Below are 13,224 nucleotides of genomic sequence, written 5' to 3' on the forward strand. Positions count from 1 at the left end.
CCCTGTGGCATCAAGACCCGTACTAAAAAATAGCCGAGTCCCACCCAGAAAAAAACGATGTGATTTCGTTACATTTCTTAAGCCGACTCAGAGTATCACAGGCTTTTTCTACGCAACATCCGTATACGTCACAAAAAATTTAACTCAACAAAGCCAAAGCATAGACAGTCAATAAAGGTTAAAGCACGGTAAAATCAGCTGTCTGGCATGCCCGTACCTACGGAATTGTTCACTGTAAACTAATAACCAATCTTTATCGCATGGACTACCAACAAGCAGGAGTAGATATTGAAGCAGGGCGTTCTTTCGTCAAAACCATCAAGGATAATGTCGAAAGCACATACCGTCCCGGCGTGCTCGGTGGACTCGGAGGCTTTGGGGGCTGCTTTGAAATTCCGGCAGGTTATCGACAGCCAGTTTTGATTTCTGGAACAGATGGTGTCGGTACAAAACTAAAAATTGCCCACCAAACAGATCGCCATCACACGGTTGGGATCGATCTAGTGGCAATGTGCGTTAACGATATTTTGACGGCTGGTGCGGAGCCGCTGTTTTTCTTGGATTATTTAGCAACGGGCAAATTAGAACCACAGCAGTTAGCGAATGTTGTGCAGGGTGTTGTCGAAGGCTGTAAACAAAGTGGCTGTGCCTTGCTCGGTGGTGAAACGGCGGAAATGCCGGGTTTTTACCAAAAGGGGGAATATGATGTTGCGGGCTTCTGTGTGGGCATCGTGGAAAAAGATCAAATTCTCGATGGTTCAAAAGTTGAAGTGGGAGATGTGGCGATCGCCCTAGGTAGTAGCGGTGTGCATAGCAACGGTTTTTCCCTTGTCCGCAAAATTATTGAAATGAATGGCCTTGATTGGAGCGCTACTCCTTCAGAATTTGGCGGTAAAACTTTGGGTGAAGTATTTTTGACCCCAACGCAGATTTACGTCAAAGTCATTCAGGCAGCATTAAAATCAGGCCTCGATATCCACGCCATGGCTCACATTACTGGCGGCGGTTTACCCGAAAATTTACCCCGTTGTCTTAAGGCCGATCAGTCTATGCAAATCGAGACGAGTGCTTGGGAAATTCCTGCCGTTTTTCAATGGCTCCAAAACGCTGGAGATGTCCCCTCTGCGGCAATGTGGGACACTTTCAATATGGGGGTTGGTTACGTTGTGATTGTGCCTGCGGCGATCGCCGATGAAAGTTTAGCTTGGTTCCAGTCCCAAGATATGACCTGCTTTAAAGTGGGTGAAGTGGTGTCCGGACAAGGAGAAGTACTCGGTTTGACCTAGGTCGAGTTGTTGTGAAAAATTTTCGAGATAAGGTCTGAATCCAGCCGTATTTTAATGTTTAGTCAACAGAAATTTAGTCGCAAGCAATATGTTTTCTTCTCCCTTTGATAACCAAGCACCGCAACCCCAAGAAAAGTGGCGATCGCACGTTGACTGGTTTGTCCAAGACTACCAACCCCAATTGGCCGCCCTCACCTGGGGACTACAGCAGGAATGGCAAAACGACGGCACAATTTTAGGCATTGATCTCCAGCCAAAACCCCACTTTATTCCCTGCTCGCCAGAGGCTCTACAAACCCTAAACAAGCGCGTTGGTGGACGCATTCAAGAAATTCTCGGCATTATTAACGGCACAAATCCCGATAAAGAAACAGTGATTCTTTGTGTCGGCGGGGGCCAAGTAAAACTCATTTATTTTGAAGCAGAGCAAAGCCCTGAAGAATGTTTCCAAACCTATGGTGATAACCTCGATAAATTAATCGCTGACCTAGAAACCATTATGGCGGACACCATTCAGCTTGGATCTGCGACGAAGTAACGATCTGCTACGAAAAATGGGTAATAACAGGTGATTTTCTTACAATTAAGACAAGATATCCCTCAAAATCTCCTAGGAAGGCTTCATGATTACGAAAACCGTTGCCGAAATAATGACGGCTGAGCCTGTTGTCGTAAAAAAAAATACGCCTCTTTCTGAAGCAATTCAGATTTTGGTTGATCGCAAAGTCAGTGGTCTACCCGTCGTTGATGACCATATGAAATTGGTCGGCATTATCTCGGAAGGGGATCTGACTTGGCAGGAAACAGGGGTGGATACGCCGCCTTATATTATGCTCCTCGACAGTGTGATCTATCTCCAAAATCCAGCAAAACACGATAAAGAAATCCATAAAGCTCTAGGACAAACTGTCGGCGAAGTGATGAGCGATAAAGTTGTAACCATCACACCCGATAAGATGGTGCGGGATGCCGCTCATTTGATGCACGAAAAACATGTCGGACGCTTGCCTGTCCTTGAGTCGGGAAGTCGGAAGGTATTAGGGATTATTACCCAAGGTGATATTATTCGGGCAATGGCTCAAGCGTCCTAATCTGACCAAAATTCGGTGAAATTCATCTATGTCTTCTATTGATTCTGTTCAAAAGCTCCTCAGCTCCGAAGTGTTTGGCGATCGCATTTCTGGTCTCAATAAGTTGCGGGTCTTTGAGCCGAAGGATGCTTTTCCTCTGATTCAGCCGCTTCTCAAAGATAAAGAAGCGCGGGTGCGCTATGCGGCCGTGAGTCAGATGGATGCTGTTGGTGTGGGTTTTGAGAATGAAGCTTTAGCTTTATTGCGGGATGCCCTCAGCAACGACCCTGAGATTGATGTTAAAGCGGCTGCGGCCGATGCGATCGCCGGACTAAAGATCAAAGAAGCCTATCCTGATCTCGAAGCGGCATATCGTTCTACCAATGAGTGGTTGTTGCAATTTAGTATCGTGGCGGCGATCGGCGAGCTGGGAGAGCCCAAAGCCTTTGATTTACTTAAAGAAGCCCTCGAATCCGAAACAGAACTGGTTCGCACCAGCGCCATTAGTGCCCTCGGAGATTTAGGCGATCGCCGCGCCATAGAACTACTAATCCCCTTCATCAAAGATGCTGACTGGCAAACCCGCTATCGCGTTGCCCAAGCTTTTGGCCGGATTGGTGGCGACGAAGTGAAACCCTACCTCGAACAACTCGCAACCGACGAACAAGCCGCCGTTGCCGATGAAGCCAAACATCATCTCCAATAAAACACCTTGCAAACATATTTCACCTTGACAACACCGAAATAATTGCGGCAATATATATTGCACATTCGGGGCTATAACTCAGCTGGTAGAGTGTCACAATGGCATTGTGAAAGTCAGCGGTTCGAATCCGCTTAGCTCCATTAACAATTCACCCACATAATCCATACCTTTCTTAAACCGAACTCAGGTTACCGGAGGTTAGGGGGGTGAAGCAGAGCGTGACCGAAGGGAACAAGTTTGATACGATTGAATCAACGGCTCAAACGCCGAAAATAATAAAGGTTGCTACACCCACAGGCGGCTCAGGAAACGATTTAGATACTGACCAACCGAATGACAACCGAAAACGGCCATAAGCCAAAACTGAATATTTCCATCTGCGATGGGGCGCGTCGTGGATGTAAAACCAAAATACCCGGTGAGACGGTCTGGCGACGAATACCGCATGTGAATTACATCTTCTAGTTAAGGGTCTGTGACACAGAAATCTCAAAAGCCATACCGCTTTGCGGTTAGTGGGAGAGCGTCAACCAACAGGACCAGCGCTTCATGTTAAGATTCAAAGTGTTTAGTTTTATGAACAACTCTTACTTCAGAATCATCCTGAGATATGGAACTCTGGAGTATTTTGAACACACCACGAGGAAATATCACTATGGGATACGAACTTCCTGCATTGCCGTACGACTATACAGCTCTTGAGCCTCACATTTCCAAAAGCACTCTTGAGTTCCACCACGACAAGCACCACGCTGGCTACGTTGCTAAGTACAACGCAGCGGTAGAAGGCACTGATTTGGATGGCAAGAGCATTGAAGATGTGATCAAGGCGATCGCCAAAGATCCCGCTAAGTCAGGTTTATTCAACAATGCTGCTCAAGCTTGGAACCACAGTTTCTATTGGAACTGCATGAAAGCTGGTGGTGGCGGTCAGCCTACTGGTGCGCTCGCAGACAAGATTAATGCGGACTTTGGCAGCTTTGACAAGTTTGTCGAAGAGTTTAAAGCAGCTGGCGGAACCCAGTTCGGTAGTGGCTGGGCATGGCTCGTGCTTGACAATGGTACGCTCAAAGTAACGAAGACTCTTAACGCTGGTAACCCCATGACTGAGGGGCAAACTCCTCTGTTGACGATGGATGTTTGGGAACATGCTTATTATCTTGATTACCAAAATAAGCGCCCCGACTACATCTCCACATTCTTGACTGAGTTGGTTAATTGGGACTTTGTTGCGGCGAATCTTGCTGCGGCGTAAAGCTGTTGATCTGATGTGTTGGTTGCTTTTGTGAAGTTATCCTAGTGCATCACATCCTTAGTAAATTAGATGCCAATTAATTTGTGATGAAGAGTCTGTAGCTGTTACAGGCTCTTTTTGCTGGTTGGCAACACTACGGGGCAAAGAAAGCGACGGTAATGAAAACCGGAAATATTATCCTTCGGTTCAGCTAGGCGATCGCACTGTTCGGCAGATGGTGCGACGGGGGTATTAACCATCCACAGTTCAAAATCCTTCTGTAAAGTCTCTGTGCTCTGCTGCAAGATTGGTTGGGGATTACGATTGTCGCCACTGAGAATGAAAAAGTGAGGTGATATTGAGTTTTTTTGTTCTTGAAATGCCCAAGCAATACCCAGAAGAGTTCGTAATTCGGCGGCGCTGCGATCGCGGGTGGCAATGACCAGAGGTTGATCGGCAAGGTGATGGGTTTGGATAAAGGCGGCGATCGCCCGTGTATTTTCTGGTTTGCGATAGGCGGTGTCAAAATTTGTGGCTAAAGAACCAACAAACATCAAAATCAAAATGGCAATGGTTATAGGCTTTTTATTTTGTTGCCAAAAATAATTTAATGCTGTTGCGATTAGGAAAAGAACAGCAGGCAAATAAATAAATTGGTAGCGGGGCGCAAGGCTGACATCAAGTTTGGCGACATAAATTAAACCAAGAAAAGTCAGTAAATTCGCGCCAATCACGTTGAGGAAAATACGGCTTTCTAAATTTTTTGTAGCCACTCGAATTGCTCGAAATAGCTGCGGACTAAGCCAAAGAAATGTGCCGACAAGGGCGATCGCCGCAATGATTACGATTATTCTTGATTGTGCTTCGAGAGGAAAAGTAAATGCGGTTCCCCAAAGCCACAGCAGCAAACGACCGATGGGGGCGATCGCCTCAAAGCTAAAACCGTAATCCTGACTGAGCCAAGACGTTAATTTGCTGTCGGAATTGCCAGACCAGGTTTCTAGCAAAATTGAAATCATCACAACATTGGCGAGTAAACCCAGCATTACCCTTCGCCAGGGTGCTTTGAATATGTGCGTTAAAAATGCTTGAAATGTGTTCGGCTTACGTAGCGAAAAACCGGAATCTGCAACATAAAAACGGAGTAGCACTAACCCTTCTGCCCAAATGTGCAACACCATAAAAAAATGGCTGGCAATGCCAAAACCATTCACGATTAGCCAAAAAATAATAAGCTGAAAGGATGGCGATCGCCCTGCTTTTACTGCGCGAATAATTGCGACTAAACAGCCTAAAGAAAGACAAACCCAAATGAGTGCCAAGCTATAGTGACGGGCTTCTTGGGATAAATAAACGGCGAAAGGTGAAATGGCGATCGCCACGGCAAAAAAATGAGCGACTCGACGCATCTTTGTACAAAACCAACCCAAGCCAAAACCGACTGGAATTAACGCGACACCAAACAGCGCACTCAGCGATCGCCCGACCCAGATTGAAATAAACCCTCCATCCGTTGACCATAGCCTGAGCCACAAATGCGTTAGCCAAAAGTACAGAGGCGGGTGATTACTTTCAGTTAAAAGACTGCTGGTAACAAAATTGAGAGAAGTGGTTGCGTCAAATTTAAGCGGTGATAACAGAATCTCTTGGCTAATAAGCTGATCGAAGGGAATGCCTCGGAATCCTGCACCCAAACTAAAAACGAGGGTTGCCCACTCATCTCCCCATACGGGTTTGAGCGTCAGATTCCCAAACCGCAAACAAAAACCGATGGCTACCCAAAGTCCGAGTAGCCACCAGTCTTGTTTTGTTATTTTTTCCGTCACAGTCGACAACCGCAATAGTTCTCCCAAATCATACAGAGTTTGTCACACTGCTGAAGGGCGATCGCCATTATCTAGGCGGCAAGGACTATAACTTTCATTGAAATGCAAGTACGACATGTAAGGCAGAGTAAAATTACTCTTCACCCGGCACAAACTCTTCGTAGCTGCCACCGACGCTAATACCTGTGTTGAAGATTTCAGCATCAGTCAAGGTCAAGTCTTCCATCGATGCCCCCATTACAAGAGTGTCGTACATTTTTGCGGCAGTGAAATCAACGCGATCTAAACGAGCATCATTGAGGACTGCATTAGTTAAAAATGCCTCGGTCATATCAGCACCCGCTAGATTTGCACCCGTCAAATCCGCACCCTCAAGGTTCACATGGGCTAGGTTTGCATAGCTGAGGTTTGCATCCCGCAAATCAGCACCGATCAAATGCGCACCAGCTAGCTCTGCCCCTACTAAATTACAGCCTTGGCAAGCGCCCGTTTCTAAAAGCTGACGGACATGGTCTGGATTTTCACCGTTCGCAGGTCTGGCGATCGCCAATGTTGCTGTGATCGCAGCTAATACTAAAAATAAGCGTTTCATAGATATTACTCCTCATACTTCGTTGTTAAACTTTTGGGGGATTTTGTATCTTTGCTTTCTAGGCAAAAAGACATATTCTCCTTCAACCCCTACCGCACCTATTCCCGAAATCAATTAATCGAAAAAATATAATCAATAAACTCAAAATAAATAAGTGCTTTTTTAACTCACACTTTAATTATTTCACAATCCCGAAAGCCCTATGGGCAAAAGACTTAAGACGTTACATTTCAGTGTTTTGAAAAGTACGATAGTTGCTCATATTTATTATAACAAATCTTCATGATTTTCGCCAGTCTACACAGTTTAGAAAAGACAAGTATTATGATGACTAAATAATTTATTTTTCGTCATATTGAGTATTTATTGTGCGTGACTCTTCCATTTCTTTTGATTCATCAGAACAGCATTTGCCTTGGTATCAAACAAGTATTCGAAAGATTCTCGAACAGTTACAGGTGGATCCCCAACTGGGTCTAGATCAGGAGACTGCGCAACAACGTTTACTGGTTCATGGCACCAACGAGATACAAGAGGGAAAAGGGCGATCTCAATGGAAAATTTTGTTGGATCAGTTCCAGGACATCATGCTACTGATGTTGATCGTGGTGGCGATTGTTTCTGGGGTCTTGGATTTTACGGATCTACGTAATGGGGGGTTTGAGTCTGGCTCTTTTCCGTTTAAGGATACGATCGCCATTCTGGCTATTGTGGTGATCAATGGGGTTTTGGGGTTTGTGCAGGAGAGCCGTGCGGAAAAAGCCCTAGCGGCCCTAAAAAAAATGTCGTCCCCTAAGGTTCGGGTGCTGCGGGATGGGCGGATCCAAGAAATTGACGGCAAAATGGTTGTGCCGGGGGATATTGTGTTTGTTGAGGCTGGGAGCCAGCTCTGTGCTGATGGTGTTTTGTTGGAGGCGGCAAATTTACAAATTCGTGAGTCGGCGTTAACTGGTGAAGCTACGCCTGTTGTGAAAGAGGTTAATGTTGGGGGCTTTACTACGGAAAAAAGTTTGGGCGATCGCCTCAATATGGTGTTCACGGGCACAGAGGTTTTAAAGGGGCGGGGTAAGTTTGTGGTGACAGCCACGGCGATGGCAACGGAGCTGGGCAATATTGCCACGATGCTCCAGGGGGTCGAATCGGAGGATACGCCGTTACAGAAAAGGATGGCACAGCTCGGTAATGTCTTGGTCACTGGCTCCATTGTCATTGTGGTGCTCGTGGTGGTGATTGGCTGTTGGCAGGTGGGAAATCTCAGCCGCTTGAAAGAATTGATTGAGGTTTCCTTGAGTATGGCGGTGGCTGTTGTGCCGGAGGGGTTGCCTGCTGTGATTACGGTGACTTTGGCGATCGGCACCCAGCGCATGGTGAAACGTAATGCTTTGATTCGTAAATTACCCGCCGTTGAAACCCTTGGTTCTGTCGATACGATTTGTTCCGATAAAACCGGAACTCTCACCCAAAACAAAATGGTGGTGCAGGAAGTGGAAACCCTTGACCATGCCTTCCGAGTGACAGGTAATGGCTATGCGCCAGCAGGGGATTTTATTCGACGCGGTGAGGCGATCGCCCCCCAAAGCGATGCTGCCCTCCAACAGCTTTTATTAGGTTGTTTACTCTGTAACGACGCTAATCTGAGTCAGCAAGAAAAAGAGTGGCAGGTTATTGGTGACCCCACAGAAGGAGCCCTATTAGCGCTAGCGGCTAAGGGTCATCCGCACTACACAGAAATGCCGAAGCAATGGCAAAGATTAGGAGAATTCCCCTTTTCCTCGGAGCGTAAACGCATGAGTGTCATCGGCAGAAATCCTCAAGACACAGAGGGTGACGAGTTTGTCTATGAGCTATTTTGCAAAGGCTCTCCGGAGATAATTTTGGCGCGATGTCTGCAATACCAGACGAACAGTGGTATTCAAAAACTAGAAGAGGGCGATCGCCGGGAAATCCTCCAGCGCAATGAACACCTTGCCCAGCGGGGCTTGCGGGTTTTGGGATTTGGCTATCGTCGTTTAGCAGAAATTCCCACTTCTCAAGATGACGATACTGCCGAAAAAGATATGGTGTGGCTTGGCCTAGTGGGAATGCTCGATGCGCCTCGCCCCGAAGTTCGTGATGCGGTCGTGAAATGTAAAGCCGCCGGGATTCGTCCCATCATAATTACCGGTGATCATCCCTTTACAGCCAAGGCGATCGCCCAAAACCTAGGCATTGCCGATGCCAACACCAAAAGTCTCACAGGCATTGAACTCGAAAAACTGTCCCAACCAGAATTAGAAACCATTGTCGGCGATGTCAGTGTGTATGCCCGCGTTTCCCCAGAACACAAACTGCGCATTGTCCAAGCCCTACAAACTAACGGTCGGTTTGTGGCGATGACGGGCGACGGTGTGAACGATGCCCCAGCCCTTAAAAAAGCCGATATTGGTATCGCCATGGGCATTACAGGCACAGATGTCAGTAAAGAAGCCAGTGATATGGTTTTGCTCGATGACAACTTCACAACCATCGTCGCCGCCACCGAAGAAGGACGAGTAGTGTTTACCAATATCCGCCATTTCATCCAATACATTTTAGGTAGCAATGTCGGCGAAGTGTTGACCATTGCCGCAGCGCCCCTCCTCGCCTTACCCACAGTGCCCCTAAGTCCCCTACAAATTCTCTGGATGAACCTTGTGACCGATGGTGTGCCAGCCCTTGCCCTTGCCGTCGAACCAGCAGAACCTGATGTGATGGAGCGCCGCCCCTTTAGCCCCCAGGAGAGCATTTTCGCAAGGGGATTGGGTTTTTATATAGTACGCGTCGGCATTGTTTTTGCGATTATTACAATTTCCCTAATGATGATCGCCTTCAACTATCCCGAACTCGGTATCGATGCCGATAGCTGGAAAACAATGGTATTTACTACCCTGTGCCTCTCTCAAATGGGTCATGCGATCGCCGCCCGTTCCCGTACCCGTCTCACCCTCGAATTAGATTTTTTCCGTAACCCCTATTTGATTTGGGCTGTACTCGGTACGACACTACTACAACTCGCATTGATATACATTGCCCCCCTACGCAACTTTTTTGAGACCCAGCTCCTGACCATGACCCAACTAGCCATTTGCCTCGGCTTTAGTACTTTGATGTTCGTCTGGGTAGAGCTCGAAAAATTACTGATTCGCTGGTTTTTTTCAAAAAGACAACAAAAATAGACCGTTAGAGTACATTGTTAATAAATCATCATTCTGTATAGAGATTATCTTTTTTGGGTAGTTCCCTTGAGTACTATTAGGCGGTTAGACCTATAAATAAACCTATGACTGGAAACGAAGCACGCGTTCAAGCCGTTCAGCAAATTATCAGCCGTACTCCCATCGGTTGTAGTGCCCCATCTTCCCTAGAGGAGATTTGGGCAACGAACGTATTTGACCTGAGTAAAATGCAGGCTTGTCTTCCTAAGTCTGTTTTTAAGTCTATTAAAAAGACAATTACGACAGGCGAGAAGCTTGACCCATCCATCGCGGAAACCGTTGCAACCGCAATGCGCGACTGGGCTATTTCGAAGGGCGCTCTTTATTACGCTCACGTCTTCTACCCAATGACAAACTTGACGGCAGAGAAGCATGATGGCTTCATCTCCCCTCAAGGTGAAGGTAAAGTTATTTCCGAATTTTCTGGCAAGCTTCTCGTACAGGGTGAGCCTGACGGTTCTTCCTTCCCTAACGGTGGTATCCGTGACACCTTTGAAGCCCGTGGCTACACCGCATGGGATGTGACTAGCCCTGCCTACATTATGGAAACAGAGAATGGGTCTACCCTCTGTATTCCAACGGTTTTTGTCTCTTGGACTGGGGAAGCACTCGATAAGAAAGTGCCTCTCCTCCGTTCTATTGATGCGATGGACGAAGCGGCAGAGCGAGTGTTGAAGCTTCTTGGTCACACGGATATTGCCCGCGTTAACTCCAGCTGTGGTGCTGAGCAGGAGTATTTCCTCGTTGATTCTAATTTTGCGTACCAACGCCCTGATCTCGTTCTTGCTGGTCGTACTCTTTTCGGTAAGGCTCCGGCTAAGGGTCAGCAATTTGATGATCACTACTTCGGTGCTATTCCTGAGCGTGTTCAGGTCTTTATGCAAGATGTTGAAACTCAGCTCTATAAGCTCGGTATCCCGGCTAAGACTCGCCATAATGAAGTTGCTCCCGGCCAATTTGAAATTGCGCCTGTTTTTGAAGCGGCTAATGTGGCCAGTGACCACCAGCAGCTCATTATGACGACCCTTAAGGCTACTGCGAAGAAGCATGGTTTTATGTGTCTTCTCCATGAAAAGCCTTTTGCTGGTATCAATGGTTCTGGTAAGCATGTTAACTGGTCTGTGGGTAATCCTACCCAAGGTAATCTCCTTGATCCTGGTGATTCTCCCCATGAGAATGCTCAGTTCCTCGTCTTCTGTGGTGCTGTGATTCGTGGTGTGCACAAGTATGGTCCTTTGATGCGTGCGGTGATTGCGAATGCGAGTAATGACCACCGTCTTGGTGCTAATGAAGCGCCTCCGGCGATTATGTCTGTTTACCTTGGTTCTCAGCTTGAGGAAGTATTTGAGCAAATTAAGAATGGCTCTGTTGCTGATTCTAAGAAGAAGGGTGTGATGGATCTTGGTGTTGCTGTTCTGCCTTCTCTGACTAAGGATGCTGGCGATCGCAATCGTACTTCTCCTTTTGCCTTCACTGGTAATCGCTTTGAGTTCCGTGCTGTGGGTTCTAGTCAATCTGTTGCGGGCCCCTTAATCGCCCTCAATACGATGTTGGCTGATTCTTTGACTTGGGTTGGCGATCGCCTCGAAGCAGAGTTGGCTAAAGGCCTTGAACTGAGCGATGCTATCCTCACTGTCCTGAAGGAAATCATGGAAAAGCATAGTGTTGTGATCTTTGGTGGCAATGGCTACTCCGAAGAGTGGCACAAAATGGCCGTGGAAGAGCGGGGTCTTAAGAACCTTCCCACCACTGCGGATGCTCTACCTTGGCTCAAGGATGAAAGTATTAGTCAGCTATTCAAGAATACGGGTGTGTTGACCCCCATCGAGCTAGAAAGTCGTTTTGAAGTTTACGCTGAGCAATACATCATGTCCATTGATGTGGAGGCTAAGGTAGTCGTCGATGTGGCGAAGACCATGATTTACCCTGCAGCGATTTCTTATCTTTCTGAGCTGGCTGACACTAGTGCGAAGCTGGGCAATATGGGCATTTCCCTCGACAAGTCCATCGCTGAAACTGTTGCAGGTCTTGCTAATGATCTCGTTGCGTCTGCGGACAAACTGGAAGCGGCGATCGCCAAGGAAGATTTCGATTCTACCGAAGAGCACATGCAATACTGTGCAGGCACACTTCGTCCCATGATGGATGAAGTACGTGGCTTTGCAGATGCCCTCGAAGGACTTGTGGCAGACAGCGCATGGCCCCTTCCCACCTACCAGGAAATGCTCTTTATCAAATAATTTCTGAAATGCTTTGATTAGAGTCACCTTGTAAGCGTGGCCTAATTTCAATCAACCCAGTCAATCTCTCCAATATATTGGGGAGATTTTTTTGTGGAGATCTTGACTAGGGTTATCCGGCAGCTTGCAAAATTAGTGGGGACGTTTATAATTTTCGGGACACTCACTTTACAAAACTTCATGGACGCAAAAACAATTGTCTTCTGCGATTTCGACGGCACGATTACGACTGCCGATACCTTTGGCGATGCCCTAGGAAAATTTGCGCCTGAAATTTCTGTCGATATTCTGCCGAAGCTCTACCATCGCGAAATCACCTTGCGAGAAGGTGTGCGAACGATCCTCGAAGCCATTCCTTCCGAGCGTTTTCCCGCTTTTGTCGATGAAGTGAACGATAAGCAAACGCGACCGGGCTTTAGTGAGTTCTTGCAATTTTTGACTGCGAATCAAGTGCCTTGTGTTGTTGTTTCTGGTGGTTTGGTGGCAATGGTCGAGCGCGTATTGGCTCGTATGGGTACAGATGGTCAACCCCACCGTGCCCATATTGAAACGGTTGCTGCCATGAACATTGATACCCAAGACGAATTTTTTACTATTATCTCGCCCTTTGAGGGAGGCACGGAATTGGTTGAAAAGGTTCAGGTGATGGCAAAGTACCAATACCAAAAGGCGATCGCCATCGGTGATTCATTGACGGACATTAATATGGCGCTGGAGGCAGATTTAGTATTTGCCCGCAGACATTTGCGCGACTACCTCGACCAAGAAGGCAAAACAAATTATGTCCCTTGGGAAACTTTTGATGATATCCGCAACTATTTAGAAACTAACGGCTTTCCCGCCTAGTACCTGCTTACAGTTTGCTCAAAAGACAGAGGGGCATGAAAGCTGAATTGGGCACATAATGGATGCGAAGAAATTTGCTTTGATCAACCTCAGTTTGGGTTAAGGATTTCGCCTCAATGCTTCAGGGAAAAGGAGACACGGGGACATTGAAATAGGGAGACACGGAGAGGGGGAGGCACGGGGACATTGGG

At 47.0% G+C, this 13,224-nt stretch carries 10 protein-coding genes and 1 tRNA gene; 9 read left to right on the forward strand and 2 right to left on the reverse strand.

The window, feature by feature from the left end:
- Positions 1-260 precede the first annotated feature (260 nt).
- From purM to NIES208_RS01315, 6 genes are all read left to right on the forward strand, one after another.
- Positions 261-1,286: a phosphoribosylformylglycinamidine cyclo-ligase gene (gene purM, locus NIES208_RS01290; protein WP_075888901.1), complete on the forward strand. Its 1,026-nt coding sequence runs from the start codon at positions 261-263 to the stop codon at positions 1,284-1,286.
- 88 nt (positions 1,287-1,374) lie between these two features.
- Positions 1,375-1,824 (forward strand): beta-carboxysome assembly chaperone CcmS, encoded by a 450-nt coding sequence (ccmS, locus tag NIES208_RS01295; protein WP_075888903.1) that lies wholly within the window; start codon positions 1,375-1,377, stop codon positions 1,822-1,824.
- 88 nt (positions 1,825-1,912) lie between these two features.
- Positions 1,913-2,377, forward strand: a complete 465-nt coding sequence (locus NIES208_RS01300; protein WP_075888943.1) for a CBS domain-containing protein — start codon at positions 1,913-1,915, stop codon at positions 2,375-2,377.
- Between the two features lie 28 nt (positions 2,378-2,405).
- On the forward strand, positions 2,406-3,062 hold the full coding sequence (gene nblB / locus NIES208_RS01305; RefSeq protein ID WP_075888905.1) for a phycobilisome degradation protein NblB: 657 nt from the start codon (positions 2,406-2,408) through the stop codon (positions 3,060-3,062).
- Positions 3,063-3,129: 67 nt separating this feature from the next.
- Positions 3,130-3,202 (forward strand) — tRNA-Ala (locus NIES208_RS01310).
- A 515-nt stretch (positions 3,203-3,717) separates the two neighbouring features.
- Positions 3,718-4,317, forward strand: a complete 600-nt coding sequence (locus tag NIES208_RS01315) for a superoxide dismutase (protein ID WP_075888907.1) — start codon at positions 3,718-3,720, stop codon at positions 4,315-4,317.
- Between the two features lie 104 nt (positions 4,318-4,421).
- On the opposite strand, the gene NIES208_RS01320 is transcribed toward NIES208_RS01315, so the two are convergent.
- Both NIES208_RS01320 and NIES208_RS01325 read right to left on the reverse strand, forming a co-directional pair.
- Entirely contained in the window at positions 4,422-6,137 is a 1,716-nt protein-coding gene (locus NIES208_RS01320) for a glycosyltransferase family 39 protein (protein WP_216349326.1), read from the reverse strand.
- A gap of 118 nt (positions 6,138-6,255) precedes the next feature.
- Positions 6,256-6,714, reverse strand: coding sequence for a pentapeptide repeat-containing protein (locus NIES208_RS01325; protein ID WP_075888911.1), 459 nt, complete (start codon positions 6,712-6,714; stop codon positions 6,256-6,258).
- A 368-nt stretch (positions 6,715-7,082) separates the two neighbouring features.
- Between NIES208_RS01325 and NIES208_RS01330 the strand changes: the two genes are divergently transcribed.
- The 3 genes from NIES208_RS01330 (at position 7,083) to NIES208_RS01340 (ending at position 13,033) form a co-directional block, all read left to right on the forward strand.
- Entirely contained in the window at positions 7,083-9,908 is a 2,826-nt protein-coding gene (locus tag NIES208_RS01330; protein ID WP_075888913.1) for a cation-translocating P-type ATPase, read from the forward strand.
- Positions 9,909-10,012: 104 nt separating this feature from the next.
- On the forward strand, positions 10,013-12,187 hold the full coding sequence (locus NIES208_RS01335) for a glutamine synthetase III family protein (RefSeq protein ID WP_075888915.1): 2,175 nt from the start codon (positions 10,013-10,015) through the stop codon (positions 12,185-12,187).
- A gap of 180 nt (positions 12,188-12,367) precedes the next feature.
- Positions 12,368-13,033 carry an HAD-IB family phosphatase gene (locus NIES208_RS01340; protein WP_075888917.1) on the forward strand — a complete coding sequence of 222 codons (666 nt, stop codon included), beginning with the start codon at positions 12,368-12,370 and terminating at the stop codon, positions 13,031-13,033.
- The last annotated feature ends 191 nt before the right edge of the window (positions 13,034-13,224 follow it).

The sequence above is a fragment of the [Limnothrix rosea] IAM M-220 genome, from assembly GCF_001904615.1.
In the GTDB taxonomy this organism is placed as follows: Bacteria; Cyanobacteriota; Cyanobacteriia; order Cyanobacteriales; family MRBY01; genus MRBY01.

What these genes read in the sequence shown, in the direction of transcription:
- purM (WP_075888901.1), top strand. Translation starts at nt 261, where the DNA reads ATGGACTACCAACAAGCAGGAGTAGATATTGAAGCAGGGCGTTCTTTC.
- ccmS (WP_075888903.1), top strand. Translation starts at nt 1,375, where the DNA reads ATGTTTTCTTCTCCCTTTGATAACCAAGCACCGCAACCCCAAGAAAAG.
- nblB (WP_075888905.1), top strand. Translation starts at nt 2,406, where the DNA reads ATGTCTTCTATTGATTCTGTTCAAAAGCTCCTCAGCTCCGAAGTGTTT.
- NIES208_RS01315 (WP_075888907.1), top strand. Translation starts at nt 3,718, where the DNA reads ATGGGATACGAACTTCCTGCATTGCCGTACGACTATACAGCTCTTGAG.
- NIES208_RS01325 (WP_075888911.1), bottom strand. Translation starts at nt 6,714, where the DNA reads ATGAAACGCTTATTTTTAGTATTAGCTGCGATCACAGCAACATTGGCG.
- NIES208_RS01335 (WP_075888915.1), top strand. Translation starts at nt 10,013, where the DNA reads ATGACTGGAAACGAAGCACGCGTTCAAGCCGTTCAGCAAATTATCAGC.
- NIES208_RS01340 (WP_075888917.1), top strand. Translation starts at nt 12,368, where the DNA reads ATGGACGCAAAAACAATTGTCTTCTGCGATTTCGACGGCACGATTACG.